14 protein-coding genes are annotated in these 15,320 nt (G+C 54.4%); 11 read left to right on the top strand and 3 right to left on the bottom strand.

The features are described 5' to 3' along the window. Nucleotides 1–24: 24 nt before the first annotated feature. The gene (gene ettA, locus DB48_RS11775) at nucleotides 25–1,689 is read right to left on the bottom strand and encodes an energy-dependent translational throttle protein EttA (RefSeq protein WP_041510464.1); all 1,665 of its coding nucleotides are present in this window, start codon (nucleotides 1,687–1,689) and stop codon (nucleotides 25–27) included. 247 nt (nucleotides 1,690–1,936) lie between these two features. On the opposite strand from ettA, the gene DB48_RS19700 reads away from it, so the two are divergent. The 11 genes from DB48_RS19700 (at nucleotide 1,937) to DB48_RS11830 (ending at nucleotide 12,134) form a co-directional block, all read left to right on the top strand. Then, nucleotides 1,937–3,565, top strand: coding sequence for a DUF3943 domain-containing protein (locus tag DB48_RS19700; protein WP_052813766.1), 1,629 nt, complete (start codon nucleotides 1,937–1,939; stop codon nucleotides 3,563–3,565). A 302-nt stretch (nucleotides 3,566–3,867) separates the two neighbouring features. Next, nucleotides 3,868–5,121, top strand: coding sequence for a serine hydroxymethyltransferase (glyA, locus tag DB48_RS11785; RefSeq protein WP_041510465.1), 1,254 nt, complete (start codon nucleotides 3,868–3,870; stop codon nucleotides 5,119–5,121). A gap of 125 nt (nucleotides 5,122–5,246) precedes the next feature. Beyond that, nucleotides 5,247–5,720 (top strand): transcriptional regulator NrdR, encoded by a 474-nt coding sequence (nrdR, locus tag DB48_RS11790; protein ID WP_041510466.1) that lies wholly within the window; start codon nucleotides 5,247–5,249, stop codon nucleotides 5,718–5,720. Nucleotides 5,721–5,772: 52 nt separating this feature from the next. Next, a complete protein-coding gene (ribD, locus tag DB48_RS11795; RefSeq protein ID WP_041510467.1) occupies nucleotides 5,773–6,921 on the top strand; it encodes a bifunctional diaminohydroxyphosphoribosylaminopyrimidine deaminase/5-amino-6-(5-phosphoribosylamino)uracil reductase RibD in 1,149 nt (382 codons plus the stop codon). 6 nt (nucleotides 6,922–6,927) lie between these two features. Further along, nucleotides 6,928–7,593, top strand: a complete 666-nt coding sequence (locus tag DB48_RS11800) for a riboflavin synthase (protein ID WP_041510468.1) — start codon at nucleotides 6,928–6,930, stop codon at nucleotides 7,591–7,593. An 82-nt stretch (nucleotides 7,594–7,675) separates the two neighbouring features. After that, nucleotides 7,676–8,779 (top strand): bifunctional 3,4-dihydroxy-2-butanone-4-phosphate synthase/GTP cyclohydrolase II, encoded by a 1,104-nt coding sequence (ribBA, locus tag DB48_RS11805; RefSeq protein WP_041510469.1) that lies wholly within the window; start codon nucleotides 7,676–7,678, stop codon nucleotides 8,777–8,779. Nucleotides 8,780–8,902: 123 nt separating this feature from the next. After that, complete coding sequence (gene ribH, locus DB48_RS11810) at nucleotides 8,903–9,379, top strand: 6,7-dimethyl-8-ribityllumazine synthase (protein ID WP_011864992.1); 477 nt, start codon at nucleotides 8,903–8,905, stop codon at nucleotides 9,377–9,379. Nucleotides 9,380–9,393: 14 nt separating this feature from the next. After that, nucleotides 9,394–9,798: a transcription antitermination factor NusB gene (nusB, locus tag DB48_RS11815; RefSeq protein ID WP_011864993.1), complete on the top strand. Its 405-nt coding sequence runs from the start codon at nucleotides 9,394–9,396 to the stop codon at nucleotides 9,796–9,798. Nucleotides 9,799–9,909: 111 nt separating this feature from the next. Continuing rightward, the gene (gene thiL, locus DB48_RS11820) at nucleotides 9,910–10,866 is read left to right on the top strand and encodes a thiamine-phosphate kinase (protein WP_200890552.1); all 957 of its coding nucleotides are present in this window, start codon (nucleotides 9,910–9,912) and stop codon (nucleotides 10,864–10,866) included. 2 nt (nucleotides 10,867–10,868) lie between these two features. Next, nucleotides 10,869–11,363, top strand: a complete 495-nt coding sequence (locus DB48_RS11825; RefSeq protein ID WP_041510471.1) for a phosphatidylglycerophosphatase A family protein — start codon at nucleotides 10,869–10,871, stop codon at nucleotides 11,361–11,363. A 336-nt stretch (nucleotides 11,364–11,699) separates the two neighbouring features. Then, entirely contained in the window at nucleotides 11,700–12,134 is a 435-nt protein-coding gene (locus DB48_RS11830; RefSeq protein WP_052813767.1) for a GFA family protein, read from the top strand. Nucleotides 12,135–12,203: 69 nt separating this feature from the next. Here DB48_RS11830 and DB48_RS11835 read toward each other — a convergent pair whose 3' ends face one another. Beyond that, a complete protein-coding gene (locus DB48_RS11835; protein ID WP_052813768.1) occupies nucleotides 12,204–13,409 on the bottom strand; it encodes a hypothetical protein in 1,206 nt (401 codons plus the stop codon). Between the two features lie 202 nt (nucleotides 13,410–13,611). Then, nucleotides 13,612–15,273 carry a DNA repair protein RecN gene (gene recN / locus DB48_RS11840; RefSeq protein ID WP_041510472.1) on the bottom strand — a complete coding sequence of 554 codons (1,662 nt, stop codon included), beginning with the start codon at nucleotides 15,271–15,273 and terminating at the stop codon, nucleotides 13,612–13,614. Between the last annotated feature and the right edge of the window lie 47 nt (nucleotides 15,274–15,320).

Genomic DNA, 15,320 nt, shown 5'->3' on the forward strand with positions numbered 1-15,320 from the left:
CATATAAACCGCAATCGTCGCCGATTAGCTGATGCGCTTGTACTTGAGACGATGCGGCTCAATCACATCTGTGCCCAGGGTCTCTTTCAGCCAGGTCGAATATTCGGTGTAGTTACCTTCGTAGAAGTTCACCTGACCCTCGTCGCGGTAGTCCAGGATATGGGTGGCGATTCTGTCGAGGAACCAACGGTCGTGCGAGATCACCATGGCACAGCCTGGGAATTCCAGCAGGGCTTCTTCCAGTGCACGCAGGGTTTCGACGTCGAGATCGTTGGTGGGCTCATCGAGGAGCAGCACGTTGCCGCCAGCCTGGAGCAGCTTGGCTAGATGCACACGGTTGCGCTCACCGCCCGACAGAGTGCCGATGATCTTCTGCTGATCGCCGCCGCGGAAGTTGAAGCGGCCCACATAGGCACGGCTCGGGATCTCAGTGTTGTTGATACGCATGATATCTTGACCGCCAGAGATCTCCTCCCATACGGTCGCCTTGTCGTTCATGGCATCGCGGAACTGTTCCACCGAGGCGATCTGTACCGTATCACCCACTTCGATGCTGCCGCTGTCTGGCTGCTCGGCGCCGCTGATCATCTTAAACAGAGTCGACTTACCGGCACCGTTTGCGCCGATAATACCGACGATAGCGCCTTTAGGTACGCTGAAGCTCAGGTTGTCGATAAGTACCCGATCGCCATAAGACTTGGTCAGGTTGTTGACCTCGATCACCTTGTCACCAAGACGTGGCCCTGGCGGAATAAACAGCTCGTTGGTCTCGTTACGTTTCTGGTAGTCGTTGGTGTTCAGCTCTTCGAAGCGCGCCATACGCGCCTTGCCCTTTGACTGACGGCCCTTGGCACCTTGACGAACCCACTCGAGCTCCTTGGCAATGGTCTTCTGGCGAGCGCTCTCGGCGGCCGATTCTTGTTGCAGACGGGCGTCTTTCTGCTCTAGCCATGAAGAGTAGTTGCCTTCCCAGGGGATACCCTCGCCACGGTCGAGTTCTAAGATCCAACCGGCGGCATTGTCGAGGAAGTATCTATCGTGGGTAATGGCCACAACTGTGCCTGTGTATTCCTGCAGGAAGCGTTCAAGCCAGGCGACAGACTCGGCGTCCAAGTGGTTGGTCGGTTCGTCCAGCAGCAACATATCTGGTTTTTCAAGTAGCAGACGACAGATAGCCACACGGCGACGCTCACCACCTGATAGCACCTCAATCTTCTCATCCCAATCTGGCAGACGCAGCGCGTTAGCGGCGCGTTCGAGAATATTGTCCAGGTTGTGGGCATCCTGGGCCTGGATGATGGCTTCCAGCTCGCCTTGCTCTTTGGCAAGGGCGTCGAAATCGGCATCTGGCTCGGCATACAGGGCATAAACCTCGTCGAGACGGGTCAGGGCGTTCTTGGCCTCGCTTACCGCTTCTTCGATCGCTTCACGCACGGTTTGTTGGGGATCTAGCTTAGGCTCCTGGGGCAGGTAACCTATCTTAAGATCCTGCATTGGACGCGCTTCACCCTCGATCTCGGTATCGATACCGGCCATGATGCGCAGCAGGGTAGATTTACCCGAACCGTTGAGACCCAATACGCCAATCTTGGCGCCGGGGAAAAAGCTTAAGGAAATATCTTTGAGGATCTGCTTCTTCGGCGGGACTATCTTGCCCACGCGTAGCATGCTGTATACAAACTGAGCCATAAAAAAGTTTACTCACTGACGAAACAATGGGGGCAATTCTACTGTAATCGCCCTAGAACTTAAATCGGATTTTCGGTGGGAGATTTTAGCTCGCATTATCACCCCTCCCATAGTGAGGCGTTTTTGTTTTGTGACCTAGTGTAAAAATTGTTAACATCTGCGCAACCTAGGCTGGCCGCCTGTTAGGTGATGCCTGGGCACCAATAAAAATAAAGACAAAAATAACCACAAAGATAAGGGATCGATCTTGAACGCCACCCCCCCATTTTTTGCCGCCTCCCTGTTTGGCGGCATGAGCCTACTATTGTCAGCCCCTGCGCTAGCCGATACTCAGTCCCAAGTCGTTGAGACATTGCCTTTAGTGGCACAGACAGATCGCCCCGTGACTTACTCGGCGCTGGCTAGTGATGGAGATGCCTCTTTAGAGAAAGAAGCCCTTAGTGAAAAAGGTGTCCTTAGTGAAAAAGATACCCTTAGCGAGAAGGACTGGTGGGGAGCCACGCTGGAGATCTCTACCGTGCTGGTGCTGGGTGAGCTGCTCTATAAGACAGGCTCACAGGCCATGGAAGACGATTTCGATTATGAAATCGATGGCAATGCGGCCGAGTTTTTCTACGACAGGCTGACCACTGGTGCGTCGTGGAAATATGATGATAACGATATCGGCATGAACTGGGGCCATGCCTACGCCGGCGCCCTCTATTATCAGGCGTTTCGTAACCATGGTTTTAACTATTACGAGTCGACTCTGGGCACCTTTGCCGCCTCTACCATCTGGGAGGTGTTTGCCGAGTATAAGGAAGTGGTGAGCATCAACGATCAGATAGTCACCACCTGGGGCGGCGCGGTATTGGGGGAGAGCCTGTATCAGTTTACCGAGATGCTGGCCGCCAAAGAGGGCTGGCTGCCAGCGGGCCTTAGCTACCTGTTTAACCCCTCGCGGGCGGTGCGGGGCTGGTTTGGCTACCAGAGCCCTAGCAGGTTCGATCGCAGCCAGGCCAAAGACAGCTTCTCCGTCTATACCGGCGTGCGCTATGCCAGCAAGGACGAGGCGGACGTCAGCAGCACCATGGCGATGCTGGGGATGCGCGCCGCTATCGACAGCCGCGAAGGCAAGTATGATTCACTGAGCGGCACCCCAAGCCGGGTCGAGATGATGATGGAGACGGCCCTCTCTCAAGAGGGCGTGGAGGAGTGGCAGATGGCCACGCAACTCTTGCTGGGCAGCTACGGCCGCAAACATAGAGGCGGGGGACTGGCCAGCGACTGGTCTCACAGCTTCTATGTCGGCCCATCGACGGGCATGGAATATACCAGCCTGGGGCTGGAGCTGGATGAAGATTTCTACGCCGTGGTCAATCTACTCGGACTGTCGTTTGGGGCCAACTGGTCGACTCAAGATATCAATATCGATCTGCGCAGCGATCTCTTTGGTGACTTTGCCATGGTGAAGCCGTTCGCGACCAAAGATTATCTGTCTCAGGGGCGGCATTTCTGGGGCACTAAATCAGTGCTTTGGGAGGGAGAGTATGGTTACGCCTGGGGCCACACCTTTAATCTGTCGCTGGAGGCCAGTTACCGCAACCTCTTGCTGGGCATGCGCCTTAAGTCTCAGCGCTGGACCTCGATCAACGACAGGGAGAATGAGCGCACGCCGCTGTGGAATCCCAACAACAGCGACCTGGATTTTGATGACGCGAGAGACAGGTATGAGATCTATCTCAGCTATGGTGTTAGCGGCGATTTGACCCTGAGTCTGCACCATGAGCGGATCGATCGCAGCGGCGAAATTCACGGTATCGACAACCCTGGCATCTATAGCCGCCTCGACGACACGGAGCAGCGTAGTTGGCTGCAACTCGAATACCATTATTGATTACCTTACTGATTACCTTTACTAATGCAAAATGACGGTCCGGCGCCGTCATTTTTGTTGGATTAATAAAACAGTGTTTTCGTTCAAAAGGCTGTAAACCAGCCATTTTGTCCCTTGCAAAAAAGGAGTCTTGGCAAAACAGGGCTTAATCGCCCGACTTTTGTTGTAAGGGGCATTTTGATGAACATTTCTCAGCTTGAATCGCAACTAATTTCATGTCGCAAATGCTGGGATTGTGATCGAATGCACTGTAGAATACCGCGCAACCCTACCTTAATAAGACTTTACAGCTGGAGTGACCAATGCTGAAAAAAGAGATGAACATCGCCGACTTTGATCCGCAACTGTTTGAAGCGATCCAGGAAGAGACTCGTCGTCAAGAAGAGCACATCGAGCTTATCGCCTCGGAAAACTATACCTCTCCTCGTGTGATGGAGGCTCAAGGTTCTCAGCTGACGAACAAGTACGCCGAAGGTTATCCTGGCAAGCGTTACTACGGTGGTTGTGAGCATGTCGATATCGTCGAAAACCTAGCTATCGAGCGCGCCAAAGAACTGTTCGGTGCGACCTATGCTAACGTTCAGCCTCACTCCGGCTCACAGGCTAACAGCGCAGTTTACATGGCGCTATTGCAACCAGGCGATACCGTACTGGGTATGAACCTGGCTCACGGTGGTCACCTGACTCACGGCTCACCAGTAAACTTCTCTGGCAAGCTGTACAACATAGTGCCTTACGGCATCGACGAGTCTGGCAAGATCGACTACGACGAGATGGAGCGTCTGGCCGTTGAGCACAAGCCTAAGATGATGATTGGTGGTTTCTCTGCTTACTCTGGTATCGTCGACTGGGCGCGCATGCGTGAGATTGCCGACAAGATTGGTGCTTACCTGTTTGTTGACATGGCTCACGTTGCAGGCCTTATCGCTGCCGGTGTCTATCCTAACCCAGTGCCACATGCACACGTGGTGACTTCGACGACTCACAAGACCCTAGCCGGTCCTCGCGGCGGTATCATTCTGTCTGCGGCAAACGACGAAGACCTGTACAAGAAGCTGAACTCGGCGGTATTCCCAGGTGGTCAGGGTGGCCCATTGATGCACGTTATCGCCGGTAAGGCGGTGGCCTTCAAGGAAGCCTTGTCTCCTGAGTTCAAGGCTTACCAACAGCAGGTTGTGGTTAACGCTAAGGCGATGGCTAACACCTTCATCGAGCGTGGTTTCGATGTGGTATCTGGCGGCACAGAAAACCACCTGTTCCTGCTGGATCTGATCGCTAAAGATATCACGGGTAAAGATGCCGATGCGGCCCTGGGTCGTGCCAACATCACGGTAAACAAGAACTCAGTGCCTAACGATCCACGCTCACCTTTCGTGACCTCGGGTCTGCGTATCGGTTCGCCAGCCATCACGCGTCGCGGCTTTAAAGAAGCAGAAGCGGTTGAGTTGACTAACTGGATCTGTGACATTCTCGATGACATCAGCAACGAAGGCACTATCGAGCGCGTGAAGAACCAGGTGCTTGAATTGTGCGCTAAGTACCCTGTTTACGGTTAACCTTAAGGGTTAAATCGGGTAAACTCCGATGGCCGCTACTGATGTTAATATTGGTAGCGGCCATTTTTGTATCTATTTCAAGGGAAAGCTCCCCAAGATACCGATTAGCATATGCTGGAGGCTCAATGCATTGTCCGTTTTGCAGCGCAACCGACACTAAGGTGATTGATTCTCGTCTGGTGGCCGATGGTCATCAGGTGCGTCGTCGTCGCGAGTGTCTGCTTTGTCACGAGAGATTTACCACCTTCGAAGGCGCCGAGCTGGTGATGCCCAGAGTGGTGAAACAAGATGGCAGCCGCCAACCCTTCGATGAAGACAAGCTGCGTGGCGGCATGCTCAGAGCGGTCGAGAAGCGCCCCGTGTCGATGGACGAGATAGAGCAGGCGCTCAGCAAGATTAAATCTACCCTAAGGGCCACGGGCGAGCGCGAGGTCACCTCTAAGATGATAGGTAATCTGATGATGGATCACCTGGTCAATCTCGACAAGGTGGCCTATATCCGCTTCGCCTCAGTGTACCGCGCCTTCGAAGATGTCTCCGAGTTCGGCGAGGCGATTGCCAAGTTGCAAAACGATAAGAGCAAACCGGGCAAGTCTTAGATTATGCGTAGCGGGGCTTCCCCAATTATTCTCAAGAGATGGCGATCCAGACATGGCCTGGTCCAAATTTGATTCTCAGATGATGGCGCGTGCCATCCAGTTGGCCCGCAAGGGCCAGTACACCACCCGTCCCAATCCGAATGTGGGCTGCGTGCTCGTCCAGGGGGAGACCCTTGTGGGCGAGGGCTTTCATATCGCCGCCGGTGGCCCCCATGCCGAGGTGCATGCCCTGCGTATGGCGGGCGATAACGCCAAAGGCGCCACAGCCTACGTGACCCTGGAGCCCTGTAGTCACTATGGCCGCACGCCCCCCTGCGCCGAGGGGCTGATTAAGGCGCAGGTTTCCCGCGTCGTGGTAGCGGTCACCGATCCAAACCCTCAGGTCTCCGGTCGGGGCATCAAGATGCTCGAGGATGCCGGTATTCGCGTCGAGGTCGGCCTGCTGCAAGAAGAGGCCGCCGCCCTCAACCCCGGGTTTATGAAGCGGATGCGCACCGGGCTGCCCTGGGTAAGCATCAAGCTGGCCGCCAGCCTCGATGGTAAGACGGCGCTTTCCAATGGCGTGTCTAAATGGATCACCGGCCCCGAGGCGCGCCGTGACGTGCAGCGCATGCGCGCCCGTTTCGACGCCGTGGTGACAGGCATAGAGACGGTACTGGCCGACGACCCAAGTTTGAACGTGCGACATGGGGAGCTAGGTTGTTTAAGTGAGCAACTAGCGGATGCCGATATTCGTCAGCCTCTGCGTGTCGTGCTCGATTCTCGCGCGCGTCTTGGCGCCAAGCCTAAGCTGTTTGACACTGAGTCCCCCGTGCTCTTGGTGAGCTGCCAGCCCTATCCCGATGAGGTTGTGAATGCCTGGCCCGAACAGGTGAGTCAGCTGCAACTGACCAGCGACAATGGCCAGGTGCCGTTAAAGGCGCTGCTCGAACACCTTGGCGAGCAAGTTAACAGTGTGATGGTGGAGGCCGGGGCGACTCTGGCCGGTGCCTTCATGGCACAGGGACTGGCGGACGAGTTGGTGCTGTATCAGGCGCCCAAGATCTTAGGCGGCCACGGACGTAACCTGCTGGCCCTGCCAGACTATACTGAGATGGCACAGTTACCCGGCCTGCGTCTGTGTGACGATCGCCGCATCGGCGCCGACAGACGCCTTACCTTTCAATTAAGTCACAATCATTTACCGATCGATAAAGAGTAGTTAGTCATGTTTACAGGGATCATCGAGGCTGTGGGCAGCCTGAGAAAAATTGAGCGTCGCGGCGATGATATTCGCCTGACCGTGGCGAGCGGCAAGCTGGACTTAAGTGACGTTAAATTGGGTGACAGCATCGCCACCAATGGCGTGTGCCTGACCGTCGTCGAGCAGATGGTCGATGGTTATGTGGCCGATATCTCCGCCGAAACCGTGGCCTTGACCGGCTTTGCCCATTATCAGGTGGGGCAGAAGGTCAACCTGGAGAAGGCGGTCACCCCAACTACGCGTCTTGGCGGACATATGGTAAGCGGCCACGTCGACGGCGTGGCCAGCGTGGACGACAGGCAGTATCGCGGCAAGGCGATCGAATTCTGGTTGACGCCGCCTAAGGGCTTAGCGCGCTATATCGCCCATAAGGGCTCTATCACCATAGATGGCGTTAGCCTGACGGTGAACGAGGTGGACGGCGAGCGTTTTCGCCTGACCATAGTGCCTCACACCGCCAGCGAAACCACGCTTATTGATCTCAAGGCGGGTGACAGGGTCAACATCGAGGTGGATCTGATCGCCCGGCACCTAGAGCGCCTGCTGAGTTTCTCTCACTCAGAGGAAAATCCAGCGAAAGAATCAAAGGTCACCATGGATCTGTTAGCTCGCTCCGGCTTTTTAAGATAGACACTGGCAATCCCGGTCGATAGCAGATTAAATTACTCTTACTATAAGAATATTTCAAGGTCTAACAGTTTAAGGTCTAACAATGGCACTACACAGCATAGAAGCGATTATCGAAGATATCCGTCTGGGTAAGATGGTTATCTTGATGGATGACGAAGATAGAGAGAATGAAGGCGACCTGATCATGGCTGCCAACCTGGTGACGCCCGAGGCGATCAATTTCATGGCCACCTATGGCCGCGGCCTCATCTGCCAGACCATGACCAAGGCCCGCTGCGAGCAGCTTAACCTGCCGCTGATGGTGAGCAACAACAATGCCCAGTTCTCCACCAACTTCACCGTGTCTATCGAGGCGGCAGAAGGGGTGACTACGGGCATCTCTGCCTACGACAGAGCCGTTACCGTGCAGGCCGCCGTGGCCCGCGATGCCAAGCCGTCGGATATCGTGCAGCCGGGTCATATCTTCCCACTGATGGCTCAAGAGGGCGGGGTACTTATCCGCGCTGGTCATACCGAGGCGGGCTGCGATCTGGCGCGCCTGGCCGGTCATGAGCCATCGGCGGTGATTGTCGAGATCCTCAACGAGGATGGCACCATGGCCCGTCGCCCGGATCTTGAGGTGTTTGCCGAGAAGCATGGCCTTAAGATAGGCACTATCGCCGATCTGATCGAATACCGTAACACCAAGGAAACCACAGTGGTGCGCGAGGCCAAGTGCAAGCTGCCGACCCGTTTCGGCGAGTTTGACATGATCACCTACCGCGACACCATAGACAACCAGCTGCACTATGTGTTGGTGAAGGGAGAGGTAGAGGCTAACGCCTTGGTGCGCGTGCATCTGCAAAACACCTTCAACGACCTGCTGCACTCTGAGCGTGACGAGAAGCGCAGCTGGCCGCTGGAAAAAGCCATGGCGCGTATCGCCGATGAGGGCGGCGTGTTAGTGGTACTGGGTCATCAGCAGAGTAACGAGGAGCTGATCGCCAAGGTTAAGGCGTTCGAGGCGGAAGATAAGGGTGAGATTGGCGCACCGGCACCGTGGCAGGGCACCTCACGTCAGGTGGGCGTGGGTTCGCAGATCCTCGCCGATGTTGGCGTGACCAGCATGCGTCTGCTCAGCTCGCCTAAGCGTTACCATTCGCTGTCGGGTTTCGGGTTGGAAGTCACTGAATATATTGCAGAATAAGTTACTCTGTAGGGAATTCATCGATTTGAGTTAAATTGCATGGGGATCAACGCGGTGGGCTGTGGTATCATACCGCCTCTTTTTTCCCGTGCCGGGTTTGTTAAGCTAATTTAGGTAAGATAAATGAACGTAGTTCAAGGTAATATCGAGTCGAAAAACGCCAAAGTGGCCATAGTGGTTTCACGTTTTAACAGCTTCGTGGTTGAAAGTCTGCTAGAAGGCGCGGTGGATACATTGAAGCGCTTCGGTCAGGTCGCCGATGACAACATTACCGTTGTCCGCGTACCCGGTGCCGTAGAGCTGCCACTGGCAGCCCGTCGTGTGGCGGCAAGTGGTAAATTTGACGGTATCATTGCGCTGGGCGCCGTGATCCGTGGTGGTACGCCACACTTTGATTTTGTTGCAGGCGAGTGTAACAAGGGGCTGGCTCAGATAGCGCTTGAGTTCGACCTTCCTGTGTCATTCGGTGTATTGACCACAGATACCATTGAACAGGCTATCGAGCGTTCTGGTACTAAGGCAGGTAACAAGGGCGGCGAAGCGGCACTTGGTCTGCTAGAGATGGTCAATGTTCTGCAAGAACTAGAACAGCAGTTGTAAGATTAGGAACCAAGATGAAACCTTCAGAGCGCCGTAAAGCCCGTCGTCTAGCGGTACAAGCTATCTACTCATGGCAGCTAAGCGGCAATAATGTTGCCGACGTGGAGCATGAATTTCTCACTGAGCAGAAGATCGATGGCGTCGACGTTAGCTATTTCCGTGAATTGCTATCAGGCACCACGACCAAGTCGGCTCAGTTGGATGAGTTGATTATGCCTCACCTCGAGCGCCCGTTCGATGAGGTTTCGCCTATCGAGAAGGCGGTGCTGCGCATCGCCACCTACGAGCTGACCTTCCGTAAGGATGTGCCATACAAGGTCGCCATCAACGAGGCGATCGAGCTGGCCAAGGCCTTCGGCGCCGAAGATGGCCACAAGTTCGTTAACGGCATTCTCGATAAGATAGTCGCTAAAAAGTGATACAATAAACGGCGTCCCAGGATGCCGTTTTTTATATTCAGGTTTAGCCCCGACACCTCCCCCGTCAGAAAGTGTGCTAGCTGATTAACCCTTACTATGGTTCTTAAGACTGTGAAAGAGTTTACACTGATAGATCATTTCTTCGCTAACCTAGGCCAGAACCGCCGTGATGTGCACCTCGGCATAGGCGATGACTGTGCCCTGGTCCAGCCTGGTGAAAACAAGGTGATTGCCATCTCCTGTGACACCCTGGTTGAGAATGTACACTTCTATGCCGACATGCCTGCCAAGGCGCTGGGTTATAAGGCGCTGGCGGTTAACCTGTCTGATCTCGCCGCCATGGGGGCCGAGCCCGCCTGGATGACGCTTGCCCTTACGCTTCCTGAGGTGGATGAGAGCTGGCTTCAGGAATTTAGTCAGGGGCTGAAAGAGGCCGCCGAGTATTATGGAGTTGCCCTGGTTGGTGGTGACACGACCCGTGGTCCTAAGTCGATCACCATCACCATCAATGGCCAGGTGCCCGAAGGCAAGGCGTTAACCCGAGGCGGCGCCAAGAATGGCGACTGGATCTATGTGACAGGTAGCCTCGGCGATTCCGCCGTGGGGCTGGCCATTTTGGGAGACAAGCTTAATGTCGAGGGTGAGGCGAGAGAGCACTTTATTCAGCGTCACTATTTCCCGACCCCTAGGGTGCTCGCGGGTCAGTCGCTGCGAGGATTAGCCTCGAGCGCCATCGATCTTTCCGACGGTTTCGTGTCTGACATAGGCCATATCCTTAAACAGTCTCAGGTGGGAGCCGTAGTGGATGTCGATCGTCTGCCCTTGTCGGCCCAGATGCGCGAATCTTTGGATGAATCAGTAGCACTTGGCTATGGCCTGACCGGCGGCGAAGATTACGAGTTGCTGTTTACCGTGCCTGAGGCTCAGCGCGGCGCGCTGGAGACGGCGCTGGCCCACGCCGGGGTAAGCTTTACTCAGGTGGGGCAGATAGCCACGGGCGATAAACTGCGCCTGATCAAGGACGGCGAACCCTACACCCCAACACACTTTGGTTTCGAGCACTTTTAAACATGCAGTTATGGTCGAGCGATCCGGTTCTTAAGAAGCTCTCACTGGCAAATCCTATTCATTTCCTGGCCTTGGGTTTCGGTTCAGGCCTCGCCGCTAAGGCGCCTGGCACCTTCGGTACCCTGGCGGCGATTCCGCTTTATCTGTTGATGGCAGGCCTTCCGCTGAGTTGGTATCTGGGGTTGACGCTTGTGAGCGTACTCGCCGGATTCTATATCTGTGACAAGGCGTCAAAAGATATGGGCGTGCATGATCACGGTGCCATCGTCTGGGACGAGGTGGCGGGTCTGTTGATCACCCTCATCGCTGCGCCCGCCGGTTGGCTCTGGCTGGCGATTGGTTTCGCGCTGTTTCGCTTCTTCGACATCCTCAAGCCCTGGCCCATCAAGGTGCTGGATGCCAAGGTTCATGGCGGCATAGGCATCATGATTGATGATGTGCTCGCCGGGGTGTTTGCATTTTTGTGCCTACAGGGGATCGTCTATCTGGCCGGATAGTGATTGGTTTACCCAGTTCTGAGTTGAAATTAAGTCCCGACTGTCGATGGCGAGCGCGCCGAGACAATCGGGATTTTTGTTTTTGGCACACCAGCAAAAATTTGATTTGTCGCTGCGCTGACTGCTTGCGCGGTTTTAACTTTTATACCAATCACAGTAAATATGTGATCAGAAATAGCGCAGGAAAAACGCTTGAGAACAAAGCAGGATTTTTAGATAAGTAGTTATTCTACAATTAAAAATACTAATACAGTTATCGAGCGTTTTAACAAGCTAGAATGATAAATTGTTTATTACGATTGGTATTAGTCGCTTTCAGGCAACAGGAGACAAGTTATGGATGATGAGAGCCTTAATCAAAACAGGTCGGAAGTTGAGTTCAGTGGTAGCTGCCTATGTGGCGGTGTGGCCTTTAGCTTGGTGGGCCGCTTCGATGCCTTTTATCTGTGTCATTGTCATCGTTGTCAGAAGGGCACAGGCTCGCTCCATGGTGCTAATCTATTTTCTCATCATCTTGTGCTCAACTGGCGGCGGGGAGAGGCCTTGCTGCAACATTTCCAGGTGGCCAATAGTCGACATAGGCGCTGCTTCTGTAAGGTATGTGGCTCGCCAATGCCCTATCGGCTCGATGAGTTCAACCTGGTAGTGCCGGCTGGCTGTCTGGACGTTGAGGTGCCTATAGCGCCGATGGCAAAGCTGTTCATGGAAGAACGGGCGAATTGGGGGGAAGAAGTCCAATCTGTGCCCGGTTTCGATCGTCTTCCGGAATAAACTCATGTGTTAAAGATCCCCTGATATGTGTCAGGGGATGAGAGCAAGACGATGATCGAAACAGAAGGTTTATTCTTCTGGCGAGTTATCCCTAGCTTCTTCACTAGCCTTAGTCTTCATCTCTGCTGAGATAGCAGGAGTCGTTAAGCGGGTAACCAGCTCGGCGCGCAGCGATTCCACCTTGTTAGCCGTTGCCTGATAACTCTCAAAAGAGGAGATGCCAGAGCAGAGAATAAATTTTCCCATGGGGTTATAGGCGTACTCTTTGAGGGTCGATAGCGAGAGGTCATCGGGGCAGGGCTTGATGTCTGCCTCACCCGTTAAGAAGTTGGCGTAGCGGTTGGCGGTATCCTGTTGTTGCAACAGTGGCATAAGCAGAGCCTCGGTGACCTTAGCGGTGATGCTTGCGTCTTCACCCGCCTCATATGATTGTGTCATCTTAGTCAGGAAGTGCCATTCGCCACGTTTGGCTCGCTCAAGGGATAGCACGTCTCCTGCAGTGGGGGCCAGCCAAAGGCTAGGTAAGCTAGTATCTTCATCCTCTGTTCGCATTTGACTAACGAGCAGCTCGCCCAGCTTCATGTTTTGCTTGAGCGCCGAGATGGCTAGGAATTTATTACCTAGCATATTGATTCGTTCGGCTGCCTGCTGCCAGAACTGCATATCTTTGTCTATGGCGGTAATAAGGGAGGTTGAATCCGTGCCATTGATGTAGGCATCGACAAGGTATAGCTGCTGTGCGGCGATCAGATGTTGGATAGGTAGAAGATCGCTATACATGTTGAAAAGGGTATCATCCTGCCAATTACCGAGGGAGAGTAGGGTGCGGTAGCGCTTAATCAGCCAGGTATGGTCAACGAGTGTAGTCTTTAGTGTCTCTGTCTCGGCCAATAGGGCTGCACAGTCATCAAGATAGCCTTCTTGTTTGAGGCAAGTGGTAATTGGCCATTCGGGACGCTCGAATTTTTCGTCGACAGTCTTTTCTGGCCTTTCTAAAACAACAAGTTGTTTGAGCGCCTGATAGCGTTTAAGCCCGACCTCCATCGGGTCATCATCTTTCGGCGCATCGAAACCCATGGCATAAAGATAAGGATTGTTTTCCAGGTGCAGACTCAAGGCGGTCTCTTCGGCGTTTACCTGCTCAAGATAGGCGCTCGCCTGAGCTGATGGCTCGCTATCTTGTAGATTGATCAGCAGCAAGATGAGATAGCCGCCGACGGGAATGAGCAGCAGGGTGAATAAGATCCATTTCAGAGCACGAAAAAAGTGTCGCATTTCAAATCCTTGTGGCTTTTAACTTAGTATCGACAGCAAAGGGCTCAGTTTATCAGAGTCTCTTCGCTGTGCAACAGCGCTACATAAGCGGCGCAATAGGCTCGTCTCAGAGGTGCTTATGAAATAAAAAGCGCGGCCTGAATCTTGCCGCGCTTTGCTTGCTAACCAGCCTAATGGTGGCCAATTTTTTGATCTTACTGGCTTAGCCCTGTAGTAACTCTTTGGCATTGGCCAGGGTATTGTTGGTGATGACATCACCGCCCAGTAGGCGCGCCAGCTCTTCGATACGTTGCCCCTTATCCAGTGGCACCATGGAGGTCTCGGTTTGGCCTGACTTGCTCTGCTTGTTGACGAACATATGCTGATGACCGTTGCCGGCCACTTGGGGCAAGTGGGTCACACAGAGTACCTGTGTCGACTCGCCTAAGGCGCGCAGCATCTTGCCCACCACGGCCGCGGTCGGGCCAGAGATCCCCACGTCGACCTCGTCGAAGATGAGGGTCGGAGTGGCAACCTTCTTGGCGGTGATCACCTGAATGCCCAGTCCGATACGCGACAGCTCGCCGCCCGAGGCCACCTTGGCGATGGGCTGTAGCGGCTGACCCGGGTTGGTCGTGACCTGAAACTCCACAGTATCGCAGCCGTTTGGCGACATCATCTCGGGATTAAACTGCACGTCGATGACAAACTTGCCCTTAGGCATGCTCAGCTCATGGATAGAGCGGGTAACCTGCTTGTCCAATTCCTTGGCGTAACGCTGGCGGCTCTGGCTGAGCTTCTGAGCATGGGCGATGAAGCTCTCGCGGCAGCTCTCGAGCTGCTGGGCGATCTCATCGAGTTTCTCCTCATCCGAGTCCAGCTCACTGAGCTCCTGGCTAAGTGCCTGATGATGCTGATAGAGATCTTTGGCGTTCACATGGTGCTTGCGCGCCAGCATCATGATTTTAGACAGGCGTTGCTCCAGGGCGGCAAAGTGATCCGGGTCCAGTTCCAGCCTGTCTAAGTATCTTTGTAGCTCGCTGCTACTCTCCTGCACCTGGATCAGGGCATCGTTGAGCATGTTACCTACGCCTTTTAGCTCAGGGTCATAACCTTCGAGCTCCTGGGCCTGATCCAGGCTCATGTTGAGTAGCGATTCGATGGCGCCCTCTTCGCTGTCTTGCAGCAGATAGAGGGTGCGTTGGCAGGCCTGGATAAGCGCCGTACCATTGGCCAACTTCTTATGCTCGGCCTCTATCTCTTCAAACTCCTCTTCGCCCAGGGCGAACTCGTCGAGCTCCTCGACCTGATATTGCAGCAGCTGTTTGCGGGCGATGCGCTCATGCTGCGACTGCTGCAGCTGGCTCAGCTCTTTTTGGATCAGCTTGAAGCGCTGGTAGCTGGCGCTGCAGGCCTCGAGCAGCATCTTGTGGTTGGCGTAGCTGTCGAGCAGGGTGAGTTGATGCTCACTCTTCAGCATGGCGTGATGGGCATGTTGACCGTGAATGCCGATAAGCAGCTGGCCCAGGGCGCGCATCTGGCTCAGGGGAACCGGGTTACCGTTGATGTAGGCCCGTGAGCGGCCGTCACTGCCTATGGTGCGGCGCAGGATACATTCATCGTCTAGCTCGAGATCATTGTCCTCTAACCAACGTTTGGCCAGCGGGATATCGCTGAGGGCGAAGCGGGCACTGACTTCGGCCTTGCTGGCACCGGGGCGGACCGTGTTGGCATCGGCGCGGTTACCCAGGCACAGGCCCAGGGCATCGATGGCAATCGATTTCCCCGCGCCGGTTTCGCCTGTGATGCTGGTCATCCCAGACTTAAAATCGAGTTCTAAAAAGCGGACAATGGCAAAGTTATTGATGCTGAGCTGACAAAGCATGATGACATCCTTTTACAAAGTACTGTATTCATGAACAGTATATACTG

It is taken from the genome of Shewanella sp. cp20 (assembly GCF_000832025.1).
Taxonomy (GTDB): domain Bacteria; phylum Pseudomonadota; class Gammaproteobacteria; order Enterobacterales; family Shewanellaceae; genus Shewanella.

Coding starts and splice junctions, on each gene's coding strand:
- ettA (WP_041510464.1), bottom strand. CDS start 1,689: ATGGCTCAGTTTGTATACAGCATGCTACGCGTGGGCAAGATAGTCCCG.
- glyA (WP_041510465.1), top strand. CDS start 3,868: ATGCTGAAAAAAGAGATGAACATCGCCGACTTTGATCCGCAACTGTTT.
- nrdR (WP_041510466.1), top strand. CDS start 5,247: ATGCATTGTCCGTTTTGCAGCGCAACCGACACTAAGGTGATTGATTCT.
- ribD (WP_041510467.1), top strand. CDS start 5,773: ATGGCCTGGTCCAAATTTGATTCTCAGATGATGGCGCGTGCCATCCAG.
- DB48_RS11800 (WP_041510468.1), top strand. CDS start 6,928: ATGTTTACAGGGATCATCGAGGCTGTGGGCAGCCTGAGAAAAATTGAG.
- ribBA (WP_041510469.1), top strand. CDS start 7,676: ATGGCACTACACAGCATAGAAGCGATTATCGAAGATATCCGTCTGGGT.
- ribH (WP_011864992.1), top strand. CDS start 8,903: ATGAACGTAGTTCAAGGTAATATCGAGTCGAAAAACGCCAAAGTGGCC.
- nusB (WP_011864993.1), top strand. CDS start 9,394: ATGAAACCTTCAGAGCGCCGTAAAGCCCGTCGTCTAGCGGTACAAGCT.
- DB48_RS11825 (WP_041510471.1), top strand. CDS start 10,869: ATGCAGTTATGGTCGAGCGATCCGGTTCTTAAGAAGCTCTCACTGGCA.
- DB48_RS11830 (WP_052813767.1), top strand. CDS start 11,700: ATGGATGATGAGAGCCTTAATCAAAACAGGTCGGAAGTTGAGTTCAGT.
- DB48_RS11835 (WP_052813768.1), bottom strand. CDS start 13,409: ATGCGACACTTTTTTCGTGCTCTGAAATGGATCTTATTCACCCTGCTG.
- recN (WP_041510472.1), bottom strand. CDS start 15,273: ATGCTTTGTCAGCTCAGCATCAATAACTTTGCCATTGTCCGCTTTTTA.